The organism is Sphingomonas sp. NCPPB 2930 (genome assembly GCF_042867205.1).
GTDB lineage: Bacteria > Pseudomonadota > Alphaproteobacteria > Sphingomonadales > Sphingomonadaceae > Sphingomonas.
Map to the genome: position 1 here is coordinate 599,409 of NZ_JBHZQU010000001.1, position 20,638 is coordinate 620,046.

At 66.5% G+C, this 20,638-nt stretch carries 18 protein-coding genes; 6 read left to right on the forward strand and 12 right to left on the reverse strand.

From position 1 onward, the window contains the following. Positions 1-43 precede the first annotated feature (43 nt). Complete coding sequence (gene uvrB / locus ACFX59_RS02855) at positions 44-2,236, forward strand: excinuclease ABC subunit UvrB (RefSeq protein WP_387429628.1); 2,193 nt, start codon at positions 44-46, stop codon at positions 2,234-2,236. A 498-nt stretch (positions 2,237-2,734) separates the two neighbouring features. Here uvrB and ACFX59_RS02860 read toward each other — a convergent pair whose 3' ends face one another. Further along, a complete protein-coding gene (locus tag ACFX59_RS02860; protein ID WP_309697282.1) occupies positions 2,735-3,106 on the reverse strand; it encodes a PRC-barrel domain-containing protein in 372 nt (123 codons plus the stop codon). 129 nt (positions 3,107-3,235) lie between these two features. On the opposite strand from ACFX59_RS02860, the gene ACFX59_RS02865 reads away from it, so the two are divergent. Continuing rightward, positions 3,236-3,769, forward strand: a complete 534-nt coding sequence (locus ACFX59_RS02865; protein ID WP_354295888.1) for a hypothetical protein — start codon at positions 3,236-3,238, stop codon at positions 3,767-3,769. A gap of 418 nt (positions 3,770-4,187) precedes the next feature. Here the strand turns inward: ACFX59_RS02865 and ACFX59_RS02870 are convergent, their stop codons facing one another. From ACFX59_RS02870 to ruvB, 5 genes are all read right to left on the reverse strand, one after another. Next, positions 4,188-4,901 (reverse strand): hypothetical protein, encoded by a 714-nt coding sequence (locus tag ACFX59_RS02870; protein ID WP_387429459.1) that lies wholly within the window; start codon positions 4,899-4,901, stop codon positions 4,188-4,190. After that, the gene (locus tag ACFX59_RS02875; RefSeq protein ID WP_387429462.1) at positions 4,850-5,461 is read right to left on the reverse strand and encodes a hypothetical protein; all 612 of its coding nucleotides are present in this window, start codon (positions 5,459-5,461) and stop codon (positions 4,850-4,852) included. The genes ACFX59_RS02870 and ACFX59_RS02875 overlap by 52 nt, the downstream gene beginning before the upstream one ends. After that, entirely contained in the window at positions 5,458-6,192 is a 735-nt protein-coding gene (locus ACFX59_RS02880) for a hypothetical protein (RefSeq protein WP_387429465.1), read from the reverse strand. Before ACFX59_RS02880 ends, ACFX59_RS02875 begins: the two co-directional genes overlap by 4 nt. A gap of 4 nt (positions 6,193-6,196) precedes the next feature. Beyond that, entirely contained in the window at positions 6,197-7,414 is a 1,218-nt protein-coding gene (locus ACFX59_RS02885) for a toxic anion resistance protein (protein ID WP_387429467.1), read from the reverse strand. A gap of 304 nt (positions 7,415-7,718) precedes the next feature. Next, complete coding sequence (gene ruvB, locus ACFX59_RS02890) at positions 7,719-8,744, reverse strand: Holliday junction branch migration DNA helicase RuvB (protein WP_309697291.1); 1,026 nt, start codon at positions 8,742-8,744, stop codon at positions 7,719-7,721. Between the two features lie 182 nt (positions 8,745-8,926). On the opposite strand from ruvB, the gene ACFX59_RS02895 reads away from it, so the two are divergent. Next, on the forward strand, positions 8,927-9,829 hold the full coding sequence (locus ACFX59_RS02895; protein ID WP_309704123.1) for a 2-hydroxyacid dehydrogenase: 903 nt from the start codon (positions 8,927-8,929) through the stop codon (positions 9,827-9,829). Positions 9,830-9,833: 4 nt separating this feature from the next. On the opposite strand, the gene ruvA is transcribed toward ACFX59_RS02895, so the two are convergent. The 4 genes from ruvA to ACFX59_RS02915 all read right to left on the reverse strand — a co-directional run bounded on the left by ruvA (position 9,834) and on the right by ACFX59_RS02915 (position 12,648). Then, positions 9,834-10,433: a Holliday junction branch migration protein RuvA gene (gene ruvA / locus ACFX59_RS02900; RefSeq protein WP_387429469.1), complete on the reverse strand. Its 600-nt coding sequence runs from the start codon at positions 10,431-10,433 to the stop codon at positions 9,834-9,836. 281 nt (positions 10,434-10,714) lie between these two features. Further along, a complete protein-coding gene (ruvC, locus tag ACFX59_RS02905; RefSeq protein WP_309697292.1) occupies positions 10,715-11,233 on the reverse strand; it encodes a crossover junction endodeoxyribonuclease RuvC in 519 nt (172 codons plus the stop codon). 104 nt (positions 11,234-11,337) lie between these two features. Further along, on the reverse strand, positions 11,338-12,081 hold the full coding sequence (locus ACFX59_RS02910; RefSeq protein ID WP_307100692.1) for a YebC/PmpR family DNA-binding transcriptional regulator: 744 nt from the start codon (positions 12,079-12,081) through the stop codon (positions 11,338-11,340). A 27-nt stretch (positions 12,082-12,108) separates the two neighbouring features. Next, on the reverse strand, positions 12,109-12,648 hold the full coding sequence (locus ACFX59_RS02915) for a DUF1003 domain-containing protein (protein WP_307100694.1): 540 nt from the start codon (positions 12,646-12,648) through the stop codon (positions 12,109-12,111). A 69-nt stretch (positions 12,649-12,717) separates the two neighbouring features. Between ACFX59_RS02915 and ACFX59_RS02920 the strand changes: the two genes are divergently transcribed. Further along, positions 12,718-14,181: an ATP-binding protein gene (locus ACFX59_RS02920; RefSeq protein ID WP_307100696.1), complete on the forward strand. Its 1,464-nt coding sequence runs from the start codon at positions 12,718-12,720 to the stop codon at positions 14,179-14,181. A 584-nt stretch (positions 14,182-14,765) separates the two neighbouring features. On the opposite strand, the gene ACFX59_RS02925 is transcribed toward ACFX59_RS02920, so the two are convergent. Further along, positions 14,766-15,026, reverse strand: a complete 261-nt coding sequence (locus tag ACFX59_RS02925) for a DUF2312 domain-containing protein (RefSeq protein ID WP_261268946.1) — start codon at positions 15,024-15,026, stop codon at positions 14,766-14,768. 171 nt (positions 15,027-15,197) lie between these two features. Further along, positions 15,198-15,500, reverse strand: coding sequence for a DUF1244 domain-containing protein (locus ACFX59_RS02930; protein WP_387429474.1), 303 nt, complete (start codon positions 15,498-15,500; stop codon positions 15,198-15,200). 71 nt (positions 15,501-15,571) lie between these two features. On the opposite strand from ACFX59_RS02930, the gene pyk reads away from it, so the two are divergent. Further along, a complete protein-coding gene (gene pyk / locus ACFX59_RS02935; protein ID WP_387429477.1) occupies positions 15,572-17,041 on the forward strand; it encodes a pyruvate kinase in 1,470 nt (489 codons plus the stop codon). Between the two features lie 315 nt (positions 17,042-17,356). Further along, positions 17,357-20,629: a type II CRISPR RNA-guided endonuclease Cas9 gene (gene cas9 / locus ACFX59_RS02940; protein WP_387429479.1), complete on the forward strand. Its 3,273-nt coding sequence runs from the start codon at positions 17,357-17,359 to the stop codon at positions 20,627-20,629. Positions 20,630-20,638: the final 9 nt, after the last annotated feature.

Genomic DNA, 20,638 nt, shown 5'->3' on the forward strand with positions numbered 1-20,638 from the left:
TCGACGGGTGACGAAACGGGAACAGATACCCATATTCGCACCCATGGCGATCCAGATCCGCACCACCCTCGACGAGCCCGAAACCGGGGTCAGCTTCATCCCCCACCGCCCGTCGCGCCCCGAAAAGGCCGAAGGCGGCAAGCGGTTCGAGCTGGTGACGGACTATACGCCGAACGGCGACCAGCCCGCCGCGATCCGCGAACTGACCGCGGCGGCGCGCGCGGGCGACAAGGACCAGGTGCTGCTGGGCGTCACCGGATCGGGCAAGACCTTCACCATGGCGAAGGTGATCGAGGAGTTGCAGCGCCCCGCGCTGATCCTGGCGCCCAACAAGATTCTGGCGGCGCAGTTGTACGGGGAGTTTAAGAACTTCTTCCCCAACAATGCGGTCGAATATTTCGTCAGCTATTACGACTATTACCAGCCCGAAGCCTATGTGCCCCGGTCCGACACCTATATCGAGAAGGAAAGCTCGATCAACGAGTCGATTGACCGGATGCGCCACTCGGCGACGCGCGCGCTACTGGAGCGCGACGACGTCATCATCGTCGCCTCGGTATCGTGCCTTTACGGTATCGGCTCGGTCGAAACCTATTCGGCGATGATCTTCGATTTGAAGAAAGGTCAGAGCGTCGACCAGCGCGAGATCATCCGCAAGCTCGTCGCGCTTCAGTATAAGCGCAACGACGCCGCCTTCATGCGCGGCAATTTCCGGGTGAAGGGCGACAATCTCGAAATCTTCCCCTCGCACTATGAGGATTCGGCCTGGCGCGTCTCGTTCTTCGGCGACGAGATCGAGGAGATTGTCGAGTTCGACCCGCTGACCGGCAAGAAGGTCGCGCATCTCAACTCGGTGCGCATCTACGCCAACAGCCACTATGTGACGCCCGGCCCGACGATGAAGCAGGCGGTCGAAGCGATCAAGTTCGAGCTGGCCGAGCGGCTGAAGGAATTGGAGATCGAGGGCAAGTTGCTGGAACGCCAGCGGCTGGAGCAGCGCACCAATTTCGACCTGGAGATGATCGCCGCCACCGGCAGTTGCAACGGCATCGAGAATTACAGCCGCTTCCTGACCGGCCGCCTGCCCGGCGAGCCGCCGCCCACGCTGTTCGAGTATCTGCCCGAAAACGCGGTTCTGTTCGTCGACGAGAGCCATGTCACCATCGGCCAGATCAACGGCATGTCGCGCGGCGACCATAGGCGCAAGATCACGCTGGCTGAATATGGCTTTCGCCTGCCGTCGGCGATCGACAACCGGCCGCTGCGGTTCAACGAATGGGACGCGATGCGCCCGCAGACGGTGAGCGTCTCGGCCACGCCCGGCAATTGGGAGATGGAGCAGACCGGCGGCGTCTTTGTCGAACAGGTCATCCGCCCCACCGGGCTGATCGACCCGCCGGTCGAGATCAAGCCGGTCGAGGAACAGGTGCAGGACCTGATCATCGAGGCGCGCAAGACGACCGAACTCGGCTATCGCACCCTCGTCACCACGCTGACCAAGCGGATGGCGGAAGACCTGACCGAATATATGCACGAGGCGGGGATCAAGGTTCGCTACATGCACTCCGATGTCGAGACGCTGGAGCGTATCGAGCTGATCCGCGACCTGCGCCTGGGCGTGTACGACGTGCTGATCGGCATCAACCTGCTGCGCGAGGGGTTGGACATTCCCGAATGCGGGCTGGTCGCTATCCTTGACGCGGACAAGGAAGGGTTCCTGCGGTCCGAGACCTCGCTGATCCAGACGATCGGGCGCGCGGCACGCAATGTCGACGGCCGCGTGATCCTGTATGCCGACCGGATCACCGGATCGATGGAACGCGCCATGTCGGAGACGTCACGGCGTCGCGAGAAGCAGATGGCCTATAATGCCGAACATGGCATCACGCCGCAGACGATCCGCCGCCAGATCGGCGACATCATCGCGCATGTCGCCAGCGGCGATCAGGTGACCGTGCCGATCGATGAGGACCGTCCGCACATGGTCGGTCACAATCTGCGCGCCTATATCGAGGAACTCGAAAAGAAGATGCGCAAGGCCGCCGCCGACCTCGAATTCGAGGAAGCAGGCCGATTGCGCGACGAGATCCGGCAGCTCGAGAATGAGGAACTGGGCCTGCCCGTCCATGAGCAGAAGGCCCCGATCATGGGCCGCTCCAACGAGGGCAAGCCGGGAACCCGCAAGACGCGGTTCGGCAAGAGCAAGAAGTTCGCCAGCGGGCGCAAGGCGAACTGATCGAAGGGGCAACCGCCCCATGTGAACTCCCCATGAGGCACGCATCCCGCTTTCCCAAACCCGCCCCTCCCGCAAGCGGGAGGGGATGGGGGAGGGCCCGCACCGCAAGGGCTCAGGGTCGGAGCTGTTCGCGACCCCAACGCGGTTACGGCAGGGACCCCAGGCCGCGTCAGGGCCGATCGATACTCAGTAATGCCTCCTCTCCCTCGCCCCTCGCAGAGGGGAGAGGGTTGCGCAGACTTGGTCTTTGCGAAAGCAAAGGCTTAGTCGGAGCTGGGTGAGGGGTGGCGCTCGCTTGGCGAGCGCGCGAGCCTCTGGACTCGCTCGCCCAAGCTGGACCTGTTTGGCCTAAGCCCCTCCCCAACCCCTCCCCCTGCCGGGAGAGGGGCTATCGGGTCACGCGGGGCGAAAGGCGTCGGGGCGTATCGATGGCTATTATTCGGGAATTCGGACAAGGCGAACGCCTGCGGGAAACCCCGCAAACCGAGCCTCCACCTCTCACCCCAGGTCGAGATTCTCCGTCGTCACGCCATAATAGCCCGCGACTCGGTCGGCATAGGCCTGGTCGAAGATCGGCGCGTTGTTGGCCCAGCTCGGACCGCCTTCCAGCAGGCGGCGGTCGACGGTGATGACATATTGGTCGTTCACCGGATCGAACTGCAACAGGCTGAATGGCACCGGGTAGAAGCTCTTGCCCATGCCCAGGAACCCGCCCAGCGCCAGCACCGCATGCGTCGCGCGGCCCGATCGCTTGTGGACCATGAAGGAATAGACGCTGCCGATCGTGTCGCCGTCGCGGCTCTCCAGCTTCAGCGTGCCCGCGACATTGGACTGGACCAGGATCAGGGTCGGCGTATCGTGATCGGCCATTCTTAACCTCCGTTTATCGCCCTTCAAACCCGCCAGGGCGAGGCCGGGTTCCGGTGCCCGCCGCAACGGCACGGCCTGCCGCAGCACGGGGTTGAGCGATAGTTGATGCTCGCCCATAGGCTGGGGGCAATGCGTCGCTTGTCCCTTGCCCCCCTCGCCACGACGATGGTCGCGGCGGCCGCCCTGTCGGGCTGTATCCCCGCCACCCGCCCCGAGGCCGCTCCGCCGGTCCGTCACACGCCCCGCCCGGCCCCGCAGCCGCCCGCACCGCGTCCCGTGCTGGGCTCCGACTGGCGCGACTGGCCGCTGACGCCCGGCGACTGGCGCTATCGGCGCACCGCGCAAGGGTCGACCGCGGTGTTCGGTACGGCGGGGGTCACCCGGCTGGCGCTGACCTGCGATCCGCGCACCCGCCAGATCAGGCTGGACCGCCCCGCCTCGGTCGCCGGGAGCATCACCGTCCGCACCTCCAGCACGACCAAGACACTGACCGCGCGCGCCGTCGCGACGGGGGCGGAAATCCTGCTGCCCGCCGCCGACCCGCTGCTCGACGCCATGGCGTTCAGCCGGGGGCGGTTCACGATGGAACAAGCGGGCCAGGTGCCACTCGTCATTCCCGCCTATGCCGAGATCGGACGCGTGATCGAGGATTGTCGGGGCTGAGTCCCGGCCATTTGGCGGGCGCAAGATGCTCGGCCAAACATCGTTGCATTACAAGTCTTGTTTATCGACTTTCGACTACGCACATTGCGGTTGCGCACTTTGAAAGGGCGCGTTGGCTATCCACTAGCGAAAGGAGGTGATCCGATGTCTCATGGTTCAGCAAGGGGGTCGGTTCAGTTCGTTCGGGGGGCCGGTCTCTGACATCGATGGATGCGGTCCGGGGGGTATTCTCCCCCAATCAACGGCCGTGTCCGATGTCATGAGGCCCGCATGGTCTCCCGGGCTGGAGCTCTCCGGCCGCTGACCATGTTTAGGGGTTGCCGGGGCCGTCGTGATGACGTCCCGGCAGCCTCTTTTCATATGTGGTGACATGGCCCGTAGCCCAGGCTCGTTATGGCGAGCGCAGCGACGGAAAGAGTCAGGGTTTGGCAGCGAGCGGCGTCGGATCCTGCATCACCAATCGCAACGGCTTGTTATCCGGCACCATGAGCGCAGGCACATCCTGGCCCGCGCGCACGAGCACCTGATCGACGGGAATCGCATCATCGCTCTCTCCCGCGACGAACGCCTGCACCAGCCGCTCGCCCTTTTGCGTCACGAAGCCCGGCGGGATCGCCATCGGCTTGCGCCCCATTGCCGCCAACCAGTCGGGGCGCCCTTTCACCATGCGGGTGACGGGGTGATAGACCTGCAAATCCACTGCCCCCGCATATTGGCCGACCACGACCGGGCGATCCCCGTCGAACATCACCACCGACCGGCCCGATGTCTTGGCCGCCAATACCCGGCGAGCGAGACCGTTATAGCCACTTGGCCTCTGTCCCAGCGTAACTTGGTCGATGGTCAGCGGGTCGATGCCGGTCTTGGCCTTCAACAGGGTCGCCATCCAACTTTGCTTGGCATTGCTTCGGTCGTCGATAGGCTGCTCGGCGACATGGCTATGGCCGACATAGACGAACATCTTGGCCTTAGGATCGGCGGCCAGCACCTGCGCCAGATGGCTCGATTGCGCGTCTTCGCGCCGGGCGATGCTATCGGCACGACTCGTCGAACCGTTGCCACTTTCCATCTGTTCATACGCTACTGGACGATAGCCCATGGCGAGCGACTGCCGAACGAAATCTCCGAACACCGGTCCTGAGTATAATGACCCGAACTGTGGATCGGATAGCCATCCTTCGCCAACCGAACCATCGGTGCCTGATCGTTCGTGTTCCAGAAGGTTTCCGCCGCCAGCACGGAGTATCCCAGCGGACGCAAGGCGCGGGCGACTTCCAGCGCAAAGGCGCGGTCGCGCGGCAGGCCGTGATCTTCGTTGAGGATGACCACGCGGGTCTTGGCCGCGCGCGCAACGATCTCGGCGATCGCATCATGGGGTGTGGTGGTAGCCAGACGCTCGGCAGCCGCCCTCGCCTCGGGCTCGTCCGACGGTTGGGGCTCGGGACCGACTGGCTCGGCCGTCATACGCGTCCGCGCCTCTCGCCACTGGCTATAAAAGATGCCGGGCTTGGGCTTGCCCGCTGCGTCGAAGGCCAGCGGCCGCAATATCTCCGCCGCGTCGAGATAGCGGCCGTCCTTGAGTTGCTTCAGCGATACGTTGATCGCGTCCCAGTCCGCCTTGCTCGGCCCGTCCTGCGCCGTCGCGGCGGTGGAGAGCATCATCAACACCACCACCGCCGCGCGCCGGATCATTCCGCCTTTTCCTCGCGATATTTCATTTCCAGGAAGCGCCCGCGCGTCGACAGGCTGTCGAGATCGGCCTGGGCCAGACGCTGGGTCATGTCGCCAATCTCCTGTTCGATCAGCTTCAATCCGTCGACCAGCTGCGCATCCGGCGTCCGCCCGTTGCGCTCGACCCGGCGAAGCGGCTCGGGCACGCGCTCATAATCGCGCAGAAAGGCGGGCAGCTGCTCGCCGATCAGGCGGCGGACCTCCATCGCCTCGGCGGTGTCGTTGTCGACTCCGGCCAACTGCGGCGACAGCGTGTCGAGCCGCTGACCGATCCGGTCGACCAGCTGCACGGCGGGCGCGGGCAGCAAGGGGCGCTGCGCCTCCAGCCAGCGTTCGGTCTGCGCGGGCAACGCCTTGATATCGACCTGCGCCAGCCTGGCCGGGCTGGGCGCGCGCGCGGCCGGGGCCAGGGCGATCGCCAGCGTCACCGCGATCATCAGCATCATCGCCGCCAATGCCCCGAAAATGCCGATGCCGCCGGGCAGGATCAGCCCGGTCACCATCGCCGCGATCAGGATGACGGCATTGGCGACCGCGATCAGGATCACGCGTTGCAGGGCCGAGCGCGCGCGGCGGCGCACCCGCTTGACGGTCTGCTGCGCGGACCCGCGATAATCCTGCGAGATGCGCGCCATCACTTCGCGCGCACGCTCGATCTGGGCATCGACCTCGTTCGAGCGGGGTGTGGTCACGACCTTACAGCGCCTCCAGCTTGAACGACGACGACGACGATGCGCCGCCGGTCAGTTGCGGGTTCTGCGCCCCCTCGGCCCGCGCGATATAGCCCTTCGACTTCTCGACCTCGTTGCCCAGCGTCGTGACGGTGGTCTTCATCGAATCGAGCGCCTTCAGCTTGAAGCTGTCGATCGCGTCCATCGTGTCATAGATATTCTGGAAGGCGCGTTGCAGCGTCTCCAGCGGGATGGTCGACGCCGCCGCCTGCTCATGGATCTGCGCGGTCTGGCTGCGCAGCAGCTTGCCGGTCGAATCGATGATGTTGGCGGTGGTCGAGTTGAGCGCGGTGATCTGGTCGAGCACCAGCTTCTGGTTGGCCAGCGCCTGCGCCACGGTGACGGCGGTGCGCAAAGCCGAGACGGTGGTGGTCGAGGCGCGGTCGACGCCCTTCACCAGCTCGACATTGTTCTTCTTGACCAGATCGAGCGCCAGATAGCCCTGCACCGTGACCGCCATCTGGGTCAGCAGGTCCTGCGTCCGCTGGCGCGTGTAGAACAAGGCGGTCTCGCGGATCGCCTTGGCCTTGGCGGGATCGGTGTGATCCAGCTCGTTGGCCGTATCCTCCAGCTTGGCGTCCATCGTCTTGGACAGATGGATCATCTGCTCCAGCCGCCCCATGGCCGACCACAGATTCGCCCGCTCGGTATCGATCGCGGCATTGTCCATCAGCAGTTCGTCGCGGCCCGAGGACAGGCTCTTCAGGATCGCGGCGATATGCGTCTGCGACGAGCGATAGCCGTCGAAATAGTCGCGCATCTTGTTGCCGAAGGGCAGGATGCCCAGCAGCTTGCGCGGGGCGGAGAGATTGCCTTGGCGACCGGGATCGAGGCTTTCGACCACGCGGCGCAGTTCGGTCAGGTCCTTGCCCACCCCGGTCTCGCCGTCCATCGCCTTGACCGGGCGGTCGAGGAAGCGGTTGGACTGGCTGGCGGCCTCGCGGATTTCCTTCTGCCCCATGGCGGTGATCGCATCGACGCGGCGGCCGAATTCGGGGCTGTTGACGTCCTGCGCGATCAGTTCGGCGACGAAGCCGTCGACCTTCTGCTCCAGCTGGCTGCGGGTCTTGTCGTCGACCGGGACCAGCCCCGCGGCCTGGGACGGCGCCACCGTCGGCACGGGATCGGGCGGCGTCAGGGTCAGCCCCTTTTCCCCGGTCACAGTCTCGGCGGTCGTGGCCATTACGCGTCTCCAAATACCTTGCCGCCTAGTGTGGAGGGGATGGCCGCGCGGTTCAAGTGTATTAACCGCATAATACTATGCGACGCGTTTTCCATCTGTTCGACGGGATCAACGAAACCGATGCGGCAAGGCTTCGTTGGATGGCGGCGGCCCGGCTGCTCCGGATGGCCTGCCGATCATGCAGGATGGCGACGACACTCCCGCCCGGTCCAGCCGACCGAGGGTCGAGCCGAGTTATACCCTGCCTGGCCCCTGCCGGTCGTCCGACCGGCGGGGGTCCTTTTCGAACGGCCCCGCCCGCCCCTCAGGCGTCGAACAACCCGTCCTGCGACCCCACCGGCGGGTTCAGCCCCAGATGCTTCCACCCGCCCGCATTCAGGATGCGCCCCCGCGCCGTCCGCGCCAGCAGGCCGAGCTGGATCAGATAGGGCTCGATCACCTCCTCGATCGTGTCGCGCGGCTCGGACAGTCCGGCGGCGAGCGTTTCCACCCCCACCGGGCCGCCGCGATAGACATCGGCGATCATCGTCAGATAGCGCCGGTCCATCGCATCCAGCCCCAGCGAATCGACCTCCAGCCGGTTGAGCGCCTGGTCGGCGGCGGCGGCATGGACGATCTCATGTCCCGCCACCGTCGCGAAGTCGCGCACCCGGCGCAGCAGCCGCCCCGCGATACGCGGCGTCCCGCGCGATCGGCGCGCGACCTCGACCGCGCCGTCCTCGGCGATCGGCAGGTCGAGCAGCCGCGCGGCGCGGGTCACGACGCGGGTCAGCTCGGCGACCGTATAGAATTGCAGGCGGACCGGAATGCCGAAGCGATCGCGCAAGGGCGTGGTCAGCAGCCCCTGGCGCGTCGTCGCCCCGACCAGCGTGAAGCGCGGCAGGTCGATCCGAACCGAGCGCGCCGACGGCCCCTCGCCGATCATCAGGTCGAGGACGCGGTCCTCCATCGCGGGGTAGAGGACTTCCTCGACCGCGGGTTGCAGGCGGTGGATCTCGTCGATGAACAGGACGTCGCCATCCTCGAGATTGGTCAGCAGCGCGGCGAGATCGCCCGACTTGGCGATGACCGGGCCCGAGGTCGCGCGGAACCCCACCCCCATCTCGCGCGCGATGATCTGCGCCAGCGTCGTCTTGCCCAGCCCCGGCGGGCCGAAGAACAGCACATGGTCCAGCGCGTCGCCGCGCCCCTTCGCCGCCTGGATGAAGACGCGCAGATTGTCGCGCGCGGCCTGCTGGCCGACAAACTCGTCCAGGCTCTTGGGGCGGAGCGCGGCGTCGACATCCTCGGGACGGCGGCTGGCGGACAAAAGACGGTCTTGGTCGGTCACGACACGCGCCCTAGCGGCTGGACGGCGTGGCTGTCGAGCCGCGGGAGAAAGGCAGAAACGGCGAACATTGCACGAACATAGCAGCCCGTGGCCGACAGGGACAGCCATGGCGTCACCGGCCGTGCGGCCCAGCCCGTTGCGCTTGCCTCATGTGGCGGACTTTCGCCGCAAATCGCGCTAGACTGGCGGGCATGCCGCACGACCTCTTCCTGGCCACGTCCATTCCGCCCGCGCTGGAACTGGCGCTTGCCGAGCGCTTCCAGCTTCATCGCGACGACGCCCCGCCCTCGACCCGCGCGATCGTCGGCGGCGGGATGATGACGGTGGACCAGGCGCTGCTCGACCGGCTGCCCGCGCTGGAGATCATCGCGGTGCACGGCGTCGGCCATGACCGGATCGACCGAGAGGCGGTGGCCGCGCGCGGCATCCGCATCGCGATCACCCCCGATGCGCTGACCGAGGATGTCGCCGACCAGGCGATCGCGCTGTGGCTGGCGGTCGAGCGGCGGGTCGCCGCCAACGACCGCGCGATGCGCATGGGCAACTGGACGGTGCCGCTGGGCCGACGCGCGAGCGGGCGACGGATCGGCATCTTCGGGCTGGGCCGGATCGGCCAGGCGATCGCCCGGCGCGCCGAGCCCTTCGCCAGCGAGATCCTCTACACCGCCCGCTCGGCCAAGCCCGTGCCATGGCGCTTCGTCCCCGACCCGGCGACGCTGGCGGCGGAGAGCGACGTGCTGATCCTCGCCGCGCCCGGCGGGGCGGACACGCACCATCTGGTCGATGCGGCGATGCTCGACCGGCTGGGGCCCGAGGGGGTGATCGTCAATATCGCGCGCGGCAGCCTGATCGACGAGGAGGCGCTGATCGCAGCGCTGGAGGCGCACCGGATCGCGGGTGCGGGGCTGGACGTGTTCGCCGAGGAACCCGACGTGCCCTATGCGCTGCGCCGGATGAACCATGTCGTGCTCGCCCCGCATCAGGGCAGCGCCACGCGCGAGGCGCGGGCCGAGATGGCGGCGATGGTTGTCGCCAATCTGGAGGCGCATTTCGCGGGACGCGAGCCGCCGGGGTTGCTGGGTTAAGCCCCTATTTGGCCGCCTTGCGCAGCGCCAGCCGGACCAGCGAGTCGAGGGTCGCGCCCGCCCCCAGTTCTTCTTCGGCCGAAGCCACCGCCGCGCTCGCCTCGGCGGGACGGAAACCCAGGTTGAGCAGCGCCGACACCGCGTCCGCGCCCGCCCCGACCGGGGTCGCCACACCGCCGCCCGATCCGGGCGCCAGGACGATGCCGCCGACCTTGTCCTTCAACTCCATCACGATCCGCTGCGCCAGCTTCGGCCCGACGCCATTGGCGCGCGCGACCATCGCCTTGTCGCCGCTGGCGATCGCGCGCATCAGGTCGGCGGGCTCCAGCGCCGACAGGATGGCCAGCGCCACCCGCGACCCCACGCCCTGCACCCCGGTCAGCAACCGGAACCAGTCCCGCTCGTCCGCGCTGGCGAAACCGACGAGGCGGATCGAATCCTCCGATACCAGCATCTCGGTATGCAGCATCGCCGCCTCACCCACCGGGCCGATCGAGGATAGCGTGCGCGCCGAGGCGCCGACCAGATAGCCAACCCCCCCGACATCGATCACTGCATGGTCGATGCCGGTGGAGTCCAAACGTCCCTTGAGATGCGCGATCATGGCGACGGATTAGAACAAAACGGGGGTTTCGTCACGCCCCTCGCCGATGTTGCTGGTGGGACGGATTCACGCGAAGCCGCGATGACGCAAAGAAGGTTTGTTCGCGCGGAGGCGCGGAGGGCGCAGAGATGGTTCGTGTGCCGCGCCAGCGGCCCTGTCATCTCTGCCGTTGGTGGGTATAGCCTGGGCTTCGCCCAACAGGACGTCACCTCCGCGTTCTCTGCGCCTCTGCGCGAACCCATATCTTCGCGCCATCGCGGCTTCGCGCGACCCCACACCCCTTAAAAAGCAGAAGTCCGCCGCTGCATCGCCCGTGCACTCGCCAAATGGTGGGCATGGGTGATCGCCACCGCCAGCGCGTCCGCCGCGTCCGGCCCCGCCAGCTTCACGCCGGGGAGCAGGTGGCCGACCATCGCCTGCACCTGTTTCTTGTCCGCGCCGCCGGTGCCGACCGTCGCCTTCTTGACGATGCTCGGGTGATATTCGCCGACGATCAGCCCGGCCTGCGCCGCCGACAACAGGACGATACCCCGCGCCTGGCCCAGTTTCAGCGTGGATTGCGCGTTGCTGTTGCCCAGCACCTCTTCCACCGCCGCGCCGTCGGGCTGTTGCTGGCGGATCACGTCGTAGAGCGCGGCGTGCAGGTTCGCCAGGCGTCGCGGCAGCGGCATCGACGGCTCGGTCTTGATCTGGCCGTTGGCGACATGGCGCAGGCGGTTGCCCTCCGCCGCGATCACCCCCCAGCCGGTGGTGCCGAGACCGGGGTCGAGGCCGAGAATGATGGCGGGGGGTGGGGTCATGACGGGCTTTCGGGAGGGGTTATCTTGCGCGTGGCTTGCCCCTCCACCACGCGGCCATGCCGCGCGGTCCCCCTCCCCAAGCCGAGCTTGGGGAGGAATAGGGGTTAGCCGAGCTTTTCCATCACTTCGTCGGAGACTTCGTAATTGCCCCAGACGGTCTGGACGTCGTCGTCATCGTCCAGCGTGTCGATCAGCTTGAACAGGGTCGCCGCCGCCGCTTCGTCGACCGCGACCATGGTCTGCGGACGCCAGGCCAGCTTGGCGCCTTCCGCCTCGCCCAGCACGGGCTCCAGCGCCTTGGCGACTTCATGCAGATCGGCCTGCGCCGTCCAGATTTCATGGCCGTCCTCGGTCGAGGTCACGTCCTCGGCCCCGGCTTCCAGCGCCGCCTCGAACACCTTTTCGGCGTCGCCCGCGCTGGCGGGATAGTTGATCAGGCCCATCCGGTCGAAGCCGTGGCTGACCGAACCGGCGGTGCCCAGATTGCCGCCATTCTTCGACACCGCGGTGCGCACGTTCGTCGCGGTGCGGTTGCGATTGTCGGTCAGCGCCTCGATGATCAGGCTGACGCCGCCGGGGCCGAAGCCCTCATAGCGGATTTCCTCGTAATTCTCCCCGTCGCCGCGCGAGGCCTTGTCGATCGCGCGGGCGATATTGTCCTTGGGCATCGAGGCCGCCTTGGCCGCGTTGACGGCGGCGCGCAGACGCGGATTCATGTCCGGGTCGGGCGTGCCCATCTTCGCCGCGACGGTGATTTCGCGGGAAAGCTTGGAAAATGCCGCCGAGCGCTTCTTATCCTGCGCGCCCTTGCGGTGCATGATGTTCTTGAATTTGCTGTGGCCTGCCATCGGTGCCTCGTAAAATGATCGCGCTCTCTACGACCGCGCAAGGGCTTTTGCCAACCCGTCGATCTTCGCCTCCAGCGAGTCGAGTCGTTCGACGACCGCACTGTCCAGCTTGTGATGCAGTCGCAATATGTCGATCTCGGCGCGCAAATTGGTGCGATAGTCGAGGCTGGCGGCCAGCCGATCCTTGGCCGATTGCCGGTTCTGGCTCATCATGATGACCGGCGCCTGGATCGCCGCCAGCGTCGAGAGCATCAGGTTGAGGAAGATGTACGGATAGGGATCGAAGACCAGCCCGAAATGGCCGAGCACGTCCGAGTTCAGCAGCATCCACCCCAGCAGGATCACCGAAAAGGTGATGATGAAGCCCCAGCTGCCACCTACCGCCGCCACCCGGTCGGCCAGTTTCTCGCCCCAGGTCGAGCTTTCGTCCGCGACATCGGCGGCGTCGCGGGTGCTCAGCTGGCCCGACTCGATGTCGGCGATGACCTGGCGTTCTTCCTCGTCCAGTTCGTGCGCGGGCTTGCCCAGCGTACGGCGGGCGATTTCGGCGGCGGTCGACAGGGCCATGTTCGGTCGCTCCCTCGGGGAATCAAATGCCTTGCTCCTTGGGGCGTTGATCGGCCAAACGCCAGAGTCATGACGGTACGCGTGGATATGGGAACCGATGAGCGTGGCTCGTCTGTGCCGATCGATCTTGAGGAACTGCTGGCGACCCGCCTGCTGGTGCAGGGCAATTCGGGGTCGGGAAAGTCGCATCTGCTGCGCCGCCTGCTCGAGAAATCGGCGGGCCAGGTGCAACAGGTGGTGATCGACCCCGAGGGCGACTTCGTCACCCTGTCCAAGGCGTATGGCCATGTCGTAATCGAGGCGGGCGACTATGCCGAGCGCGAGGTCGGGCGGTTCGGCGCGCGGATTCGCGAACACCGCGCCTCGGTGGTCCTCAGCCTGGAGGGGCTGGAGATCGAGGGGCAGATGCGCTGCGCCGCGACGTTCCTGAACGCGCTGTTCGATGCGCCGCGCGAGCATTGGTATCCCGCGCTGGTCGTGGTGGACGAGGCGCAGCTCTTCGCGCCCACCACCGGAGGCGAAGTGTCGGAGGAGGTCCGCCGCGCCTCACTCTCCGCCATGACCAATTTGATGTGTCGTGGGCGCAAGCGTGGCCTCGCGGGGGTGATCGCGACCCAGCGACTCGCCAAGCTGGCCAAGAACGTCGCCGCCGAGGCGTCCAACTTCCTGATGGGCCGCACCTTCCTCGACATCGATATGGCGCGCGCCGCCGACCTGCTGGGCATGGAGCGGCGGCAGGCCGACTCGATCCGCGACCTGGCGCGCGGCACCTTCCTGGCGCTGGGGCCCGCCGTCTCGCGGCGGCCGATCACGGTGAAGATCGGCGCGGTCGAGACTTCGGCGCGGTCGGGCAGCCCCAAGCTGACCCCCCTGCCCGACGCGCCGCCGCCGGACCTGCAGGAACTGCTCTTCGCGCCGGTCGAGGAAGCGCCGACCCTGCCCATGACCTTCGACCCGCGCCCGCGCCGGGTGCCCGCCGAGGAACTGATGGCCGATCTCGGCCGCCCGCCCTTGCCCACCACCGCCGCGCCGCCCGCGCCGGAAATGGACGAGGGCGAAGTCGAGGCGATCTACGAACAGGTGCTGCGCGCGATCGTCGAGGACCCCGAATCGACCTTCCGCCCCGCCTCGGTGCTGTTCCAGGATTTCCAGGTGCGCTGCCGGATGGCGGGGCTCGCGCGGCCGCCGCTCGACCTGAACGGCTTTGCCCGGCGGCTGTCCTGCGCGCGGGCGGGGATTTTCGACGTCAACGATCCCGACTGGCAGGAGGCGCTGGCGCTGGCCGGGATGCTGCCCGACGACATGCTGGGCGCGTTCCTGCTCGTCGCGCGCGCGGCGCGGGAGGGCCTGCCCTGCCCACCGGATACCAAGATCGCCGAGACCTATGGTACCAGTTCGCTCGGCCGGGTGAAGCGGCTGATCGCCTATATCGAGAGTCGCGACCTGTTCGTGTGCCGCACCGATCTGACGGGGAAACGCTCGATCACGATCCCGCGGCTGGGCTGGACGACTCAAGCGGCGGAGATGGGGTGAGGGTTTGGCTTGGCCTTCGACTTCGCTCAGGCTGAACGGGGGTGGGGGTATGGCAAAAGCTGCACTTTACGAGTTTGCCCTTATCCATAACTGGTAAAGTTAGTGCCGACGACCACGGCAACGATCAACGAAACACACAACAAAGCAAAGGCCATAAAGCATCGCCGATCCCAACCAACATTGGCCGCCATCCCAACTCCGATCGGTATGACGAACATCCACACTGAATTGATCGGAGACCTAAAATTGTTGAAATCTGCGACTAACTCACAGACCACGGTCAAGAGCACCACAAAACTCGCTTGAGCCAGATACCGATGTCGCTTGATGACAGACCGGAACGTCATTGCATCGCATTCAGCTATCATCGAAACTCCTATTTACGAGCTATCAAGCCTCATGTCGGGCAGGACGCGTCGCTATAGGCATGATACCTACATTGCCTGAAGCTGCAACGCTCGTCGACCCAACCCCCGTTCAGCCTGAGCGAAGTCGAAGGCCACGCCTGACCGCCCGCCCCAAGCAAAAGGGCGACGGAGCTCAAAGCCCCGCCGCCCTTCGCATCTCCGAACCCGAAACCGGGATCAGATCATGCCCAGCGCCTTCATATACACTTCGAGGATGGCTTCCTCTTCCTGATATTCCTCGCGCTTCTTCTTGCGGATCTGCATGATCTTCTTGATCGCCTTCGGATCGTACCCGCGCGCCTTGGCTTCGGCGAAGACGTCCTTGATGTCGTCCGAAATGCCCTTCTTCTCTTCTTCCAGCCGCTCGGCCCGCTCGATCAGCAGGCGCAGCTCGTCGGCCGTCACATTGCCGCTGCTGTCGTAATTGTCGTCCGCCATCGTCTTAACCCTCTGAATACCGATAGGCCCGCATGACCGAATCCATGTCGCGGCCCGTACCTGCCCCCTCAATCAAGCGAAGGTCGGTCTGGCGCGGCCGGATCAGGCCCCATGTCGGGATCGGCGGCGGGTCTAGGCGCTTAACGCGACGGGCTCAAGCGGGCATGTTCGTCAGGCGTTCCTCTTCACGCTTTCGGCCATGCGCGCCAGCTGCTCGGGCGTCGCTTCGCCCTGATGCTGCGCCTTCCACTGGTCATAGGGCATGCCGTAGATCGCTTCGCGCGCGGTCGCCTTGTCGACCCCTGCGGCCTCGCCCACCCAGTCGGACAGGCAGTTGCGGCAAAAGCCCGCCAGCCCCATCAGGTCGACATTCTGCGCATCGGTCCGGTGGCGCAGATGCAGGACCAGCCGCCGAAAGGCCGCCGCCGCCGCATTGTCATCGATTGCATTCAGCGCATCCACTGCATCGGCCATATTCGTCTCTCCAAGGTTGATCGCGCCGCATTAGGCTTTAGGACGCACCCAGAAAAGAAGCAGGATGTAAGATGACCCAGGCCCTCCCCCCGCGTTCGCGAAAAGTCCGCGTTCTTGCCACGCTTGGCCCGGCCAGCAGCGATCCCGAAATGATCGCCACCCTGTTTCAGGCAGGGGCCGACGCCTTCCGAATCAATATGAGCCATGGCGACCAGCAGTCCAAGGTTCCGCTGATCCAGGCGATCCGCGCGCTCGAGGAGCGGTTCGGTCGCCCGACCACGATCCTCGCCGATCTTCAGGGGCCGAAGCTGCGCGTCGGCAAGTTCGCCGAAGGCAAGGTCATGCTGGAAACCGGCAGCACCTTCGTGCTCGACCGCGATCCGACGCCGGGCGACGCCACCCGCGTCGAACTCCCCCACAAGGAAATCTTCGCCGCGATCGAGCCGGGCGCGCGCCTGCTGCTCGACGACGGCAAGCTGGTGCTGCGCGTCGCCTTCCATGACGAACACAAGATCACGACGCTGGTCGAGGTCGGCGGCGCGCTGTCGAACAACAAGGGGCTGAACGTTCCCGACGTGGTGCTGCCCATGGCCGCGCTGACCGAGAAGGACCGTTCGGACCTGGCCTTCGCGGTCGAGCAGGGCGTGGACTGGATCGCGCTGTCCTTCGTCCAGCGGCCCGAGGATCTGATGGAGGCGCGCGGCCTGATCAAGGGGCGTGCCGCGCTGCTCGCCAAGATCGAGAAGCCGCAGGCGATCGACCGGCTGGAGGAAATCGTCGAGCAGTGCGACGGCGTGATGGTCGCGCGCGGCGACCTGGGCGTCGAACTGCCGCCCCAGGCCGTCCCGCCGCTCCAGAAGCGCATCGTCGAGGTGTCGCGCCGCATGGGCCGCCCGGTCGTCGTGGCGACGCAGATGCTCGAATCGATGATCCAGAGCCCCTCGCCCACCCGCGCCGAGGTGTCGGACGTGGCGACCGCCATCTATGACGGCGCCGATGCGATCATGCTGTCGGCCGAGTCGGCGGCGGGCGCATGGCCGGTCGAATCGGTCGCGATGATGAACGCGATCGGCGTGTCGGTGGAAAACGACCCCGGTCACGGCGACCGCGTCCACTTCACCGCGATGACCCCCGACCCGACCACCGCCGACGCGCTGGCGGCGGCGGCGGCGGGCATCTCGCGCACCGTGTCGTCCAAGGCGATCATCTGCTTCACCTCCAGCGGCTCGACCGCGCGCCGCGTCGCGCGCGAGCGTCCCTCGGTGCCGATCCTGGTCCTGACGCCGCAGCTGGAAACGGCGCGCCGCCTGGGTCTGCTCTGGGGCACGCATGCGGTCCATACCCGCGACGTCGAGTCGTTCGAGGAGATGGTCGCCAAGTCCAAGCGCATGGCGCTGCGCCACGGCATCGCCGAGGCGGGCAACCAAGTCGTGCTGATGGCGGGCGTCCCCTTCCGCACGCCGGGATCGACCAACGTCCTGCACGTCACCCGCATCATGGGCGACGAGTTGGCCAATTATGGCGACCAGGCGGAAGCGTAAGTTTCCGCGCCTGTACGCATGAACAGTCAAGGGCGGCGGGGCGAATGCTCCGTCGCCCTTTTCCATGCGACATCACCAACGCCGGACAAGAAAAAAGCCAGCGCCGTAGCGCTGGCCTTATCTGGTGCAGACATGACTGCTTGTTAGCCGCCAGTACCGCAATCTCTGAGGCCCGCAGTCTTTGCAATTTCATGGCGTCGGTCAAGTGCGATTTACCGCCGGAACGAACCATCTTCCGGTTTCCGCCCAAGGACTTTCCTCCCAAGATAAACGCGTCCATCATTCGGCCGAACGAAGAGATGGGCGGGGGAGCAGATGGGCTGGCGACTGGGACTGGATCTGGGCGCGAATTCGCTGGGCTGGGCCGCGCTGCACCTGGACGGCGCGGGCGATCCCGACGGCATCCTCGCCATGGGATCGCGAATCTTCAGCGACGGGCGCGATCCCAAATCGGGCGCCTCGCTGGCCGTCGACCGGCGCGCGGCCCGCGCGATGCGGCGGCGGCGCGACCGATTCAAGCAGCGTCAGGCCGCGCTCATCAAATATCTGATTCGCGACGGGCTTTTCCCCGCCGACCAGGCCGAGCGGCAGAGGCTGGCGGTCGAGGACCCCTATGCCCTGCGGGCCCGTGCGCTGGATGAAGCGCTGTCGCCTTTCGAGCTGGGCCGCGCGCTGTTCCACCTCAACCAGCGACGCGGTTTCCAGTCCAACCGCAAGACCGATCGCGGCCAGGATGACGAGGCGGGCAAGATCGCGGTCGGCGTCGACCGGCTGACCCGTCAGATGCGGGACAGCGATGCCCGGACGCTGGGCGAATTTCTCCATCGACGGCGTCAGGCGGCGGAGGATGCCAACCATATCCCCTCGGTCCGCACCCGGCTGCGCCCCGAAACCGGCGAGGGGGCCAAGGGCGACGGCTATGACTTCTACCCCTCGCGCGCGCTGATCGCCGAGGAGTTCGCCGAGATCTGGGCGGCACAGGCGCCGCATCATCCGACCGTGCTGACGCGCGAGGTCCATGACCGGCTGTACGAGATCATCTTTCACCAGCGCCCGCTCAAGGCCCCGCCGGTCGGGCAATGCACGCTGGTCCCCGGCGAGACGCGGCTGGCCAAGGCGCATCCGCTGTTCCAGAAGCGCCGCCTGCTTGAGGAGATCAACGCGCTGACGATCGTCCGGGCGGGCGAGATCGCGCAGCGGCTGACGCCCGAGCAGCGCGATATCCTGTTCCTGGCGCTCAAGACGCGCGCGAAGATGAGCTTCGCCGCCCTGCGCAAGCAGCTGAAGCTCGACCCCGCCGACCGTTTCAACAAGGAAAGCGAGAACCGCACCGACTTGAAGGGCGACGAGGTCGCCGCCGAACTGGGCGCAAAGAAGCGGTTCGGGACACGCTGGGCGCATCTGTCGACCGAGGCGCAATGGGAGGTGGTGCAGCGGCTGACGGCGGTCGAGAGCGAGCGCGACGAGGCGGCGTTCGCGGACTGGCTGCGACAGACCCATGGGCTTTCGGAGGACGAGGCCCGGGCGGTGCTGGGCGCGCGCTTGCCGGAGGGGCATGGCCGCTTCGGGCCGACCGCGACGACGACGCTGATCGACTCGCTGCTCCACGACCGGACCGAGGATGGCCGGGTCCTGGTCTATAGCGAGGCGGTGCAGAGATCGGGCCTCGGCCATCACAGCGATTTCCGCCGCGACGACTCCGATAGGGAGGTCAGCGAACTGCCTTATTACGGCGTCGCGCTGGAACGGCATATCATGCCGGGCACCGCCGAGCCGACCGATCCCGACGAGATGCGGATCGGCCGCCTGACCAACCCCACGGTGCATATCGGGCTGAACCAGCTTCGCCATGTCGTGAACCGCCTGATCCGCGCCTATGGCCCGCCCGACGAAATCGCGGTCGAACTCGCGCGCGAGTTGAAGCTGACCGACGAGGAGAAGAAGCGGCGCAACCGCGAGAATAGCGAGAACCGCCTCGCTGCCGAGGGGCGGTCCCGCAAGCTGGAAGAAATCCGCCAGCGTGACAGCGGCGCGAACCGCGCGCTTCTAAAGCTGTGGGAGGAACTCAATCCGGGCAATGTGCTCGATCGCCGCTGCATCTATACCGACGAACAGATTTCGATCGACATGCTGTTCTCCGCCCAGGTCGAGGTCGATCACATCCTGCCCTTTGCCGAGACACTGGACGATTCGAACGGCAACAAGCTGCTCTGCCTGCGCGAGGCCAATCGCGAGAAGCGGCGCCGCTCCCCCTATGAGGCCTGGGGCCACACTGATCGCTGGCCGGGGATCGCCGAACGCGCCTCTCGGCTGCCCAAGGCCAAACGCTGGCGGTTCGAACCCGATGCGATGCAGCGTTTCGCGCAGGATGACGGGTTCCTGGCGCGGCATCTGGTCGACACCCAATATCTGGGGCGACTGGCGCGCGAATATCTGACCTCGCTCTATCCCGGACGCGGGGAGGGATCGAACCCCGTCTGGGTATCGCCCGGCCGCCTGACCGAGATGGTCCGGCGCAAGCTGGGGCTGAACGATCTGCTGCCCGACCATAATTTCGGCGGCGGCGCGGACCAGCCCAAGAACCGGCTCGACCATCGCCATCACGCCATCGACGCGGTCGTGGTCGCGATCGTCGACCGGGGCATGCTGAACGCCATCGCCCGCGCTTCGGGGCAGGAGGGCAGCGAGGGGCGCGAGCGAATCCATGTCCCTGCCCCGTGGGACGGCTTTCGCGACGATCTGCGCGCGGCGGTCAACCGCATCATCGTGTCGCACCGCCCCGATCACGGCACGGTGTCCAAGGCGGGTCTGCGCCCCGGTCGCGACCAGACCGCCGGGCGGCTGCACAACGACACCGCCTATGGCCTGACGGGCGAGACGGATGCCAAGGGTAACAGCATCGTCGTGCGGCGCGTGCCGCTGGGCGCGATCAGGAAGCCCGCCGATATCGCCCGGGTCCGCGATCCGCTGCTGCGAACGGCGCTGGCCGAATTCACCCTGGGGCATGACGGCAAGGCGTTCGAAGCCCGGATGGCGCGCTTCGGCGAACTGGGCCCCCTGCTCTACCGCGGCATCCGCCGGGTGCGCGTGACCGAGCCCCTGACCATCATCCCGATCCGCGACCGCGATGGCCGCGCGTACAAGGGCTATAAGGGCGACAGCAATTACCGGTACGATGTGTGGGAGATGCCCGACGGGAAGTGGCGGTGTCAGGTGATCTCGATGTTCGATGCCCACCAGACCTCCGAACAGCCACGCCCCCATCCGGCCGCGCGAAAAATCCTGAGCCTTCAGCGCAACGATATGCTCGCGGTCGAGCGGACCCACGGCAACCGCGAGCTGGTTCGCGTCGTGAAATTCTCGGAGAAGCAATTCGCCGTCGCGGCACCGCATGAAGGCGGAGCCCTGAAGGCCCGCGATGCCGATGGGGACGATCCGTTCCGCTATCTCTATCCGTCACTTAACACGCTCAAGGGCTGGCGGGCCCGGCAGGTGCGCATCGACGAACTCGGCCGTGTGCTCGACCCCGGCTTTCCTGCCCGCAAGACCGTAAGGCGCACCCGCCCCCGCGCCGCCCCGGCCGACTAAGGGACGCGC

Excerpts from the sequence above, each read along its gene's own strand:
- uvrB (WP_387429628.1), top strand. The coding sequence starts at position 44 with ATGGCGATCCAGATCCGCACCACCCTCGACGAGCCCGAAACCGGGGTC.
- ACFX59_RS02860 (WP_309697282.1), bottom strand. The coding sequence starts at position 3,106 with ATGGCCGATCACGATACGCCGACCCTGATCCTGGTCCAGTCCAATGTC.
- ACFX59_RS02920 (WP_307100696.1), top strand. The coding sequence starts at position 12,718 with ATGACGGTACGCGTGGATATGGGAACCGATGAGCGTGGCTCGTCTGTG.
- ruvC (WP_309697292.1), bottom strand. The coding sequence starts at position 11,233 with ATGACCCCACCCCCCGCCATCATTCTCGGCCTCGACCCCGGTCTCGGC.
- ACFX59_RS02875 (WP_387429462.1), bottom strand. The coding sequence starts at position 5,461 with ATGATCCGGCGCGCGGCGGTGGTGGTGTTGATGATGCTCTCCACCGCC.
- ruvA (WP_387429469.1), bottom strand. The coding sequence starts at position 10,433 with ATGATCGCGCATCTCAAGGGACGTTTGGACTCCACCGGCATCGACCAT.
- ACFX59_RS02915 (WP_307100694.1), bottom strand. The coding sequence starts at position 12,648 with ATGGCCCTGTCGACCGCCGCCGAAATCGCCCGCCGTACGCTGGGCAAG.
- ACFX59_RS02930 (WP_387429474.1), bottom strand. The coding sequence starts at position 15,500 with ATGGCCGATGCAGTGGATGCGCTGAATGCAATCGATGACAATGCGGCG.
- pyk (WP_387429477.1), top strand. The coding sequence starts at position 15,572 with ATGACCCAGGCCCTCCCCCCGCGTTCGCGAAAAGTCCGCGTTCTTGCC.
- ACFX59_RS02885 (WP_387429467.1), bottom strand. The coding sequence starts at position 7,414 with ATGGCCACGACCGCCGAGACTGTGACCGGGGAAAAGGGGCTGACCCTG.
- ACFX59_RS02865 (WP_354295888.1), top strand. The coding sequence starts at position 3,236 with ATGCGTCGCTTGTCCCTTGCCCCCCTCGCCACGACGATGGTCGCGGCG.
- ACFX59_RS02910 (WP_307100692.1), bottom strand. The coding sequence starts at position 12,081 with ATGGCAGGCCACAGCAAATTCAAGAACATCATGCACCGCAAGGGCGCG.
- cas9 (WP_387429479.1), top strand. The coding sequence starts at position 17,357 with ATGGGCTGGCGACTGGGACTGGATCTGGGCGCGAATTCGCTGGGCTGG.
- ACFX59_RS02925 (WP_261268946.1), bottom strand. The coding sequence starts at position 15,026 with ATGGCGGACGACAATTACGACAGCAGCGGCAATGTGACGGCCGACGAG.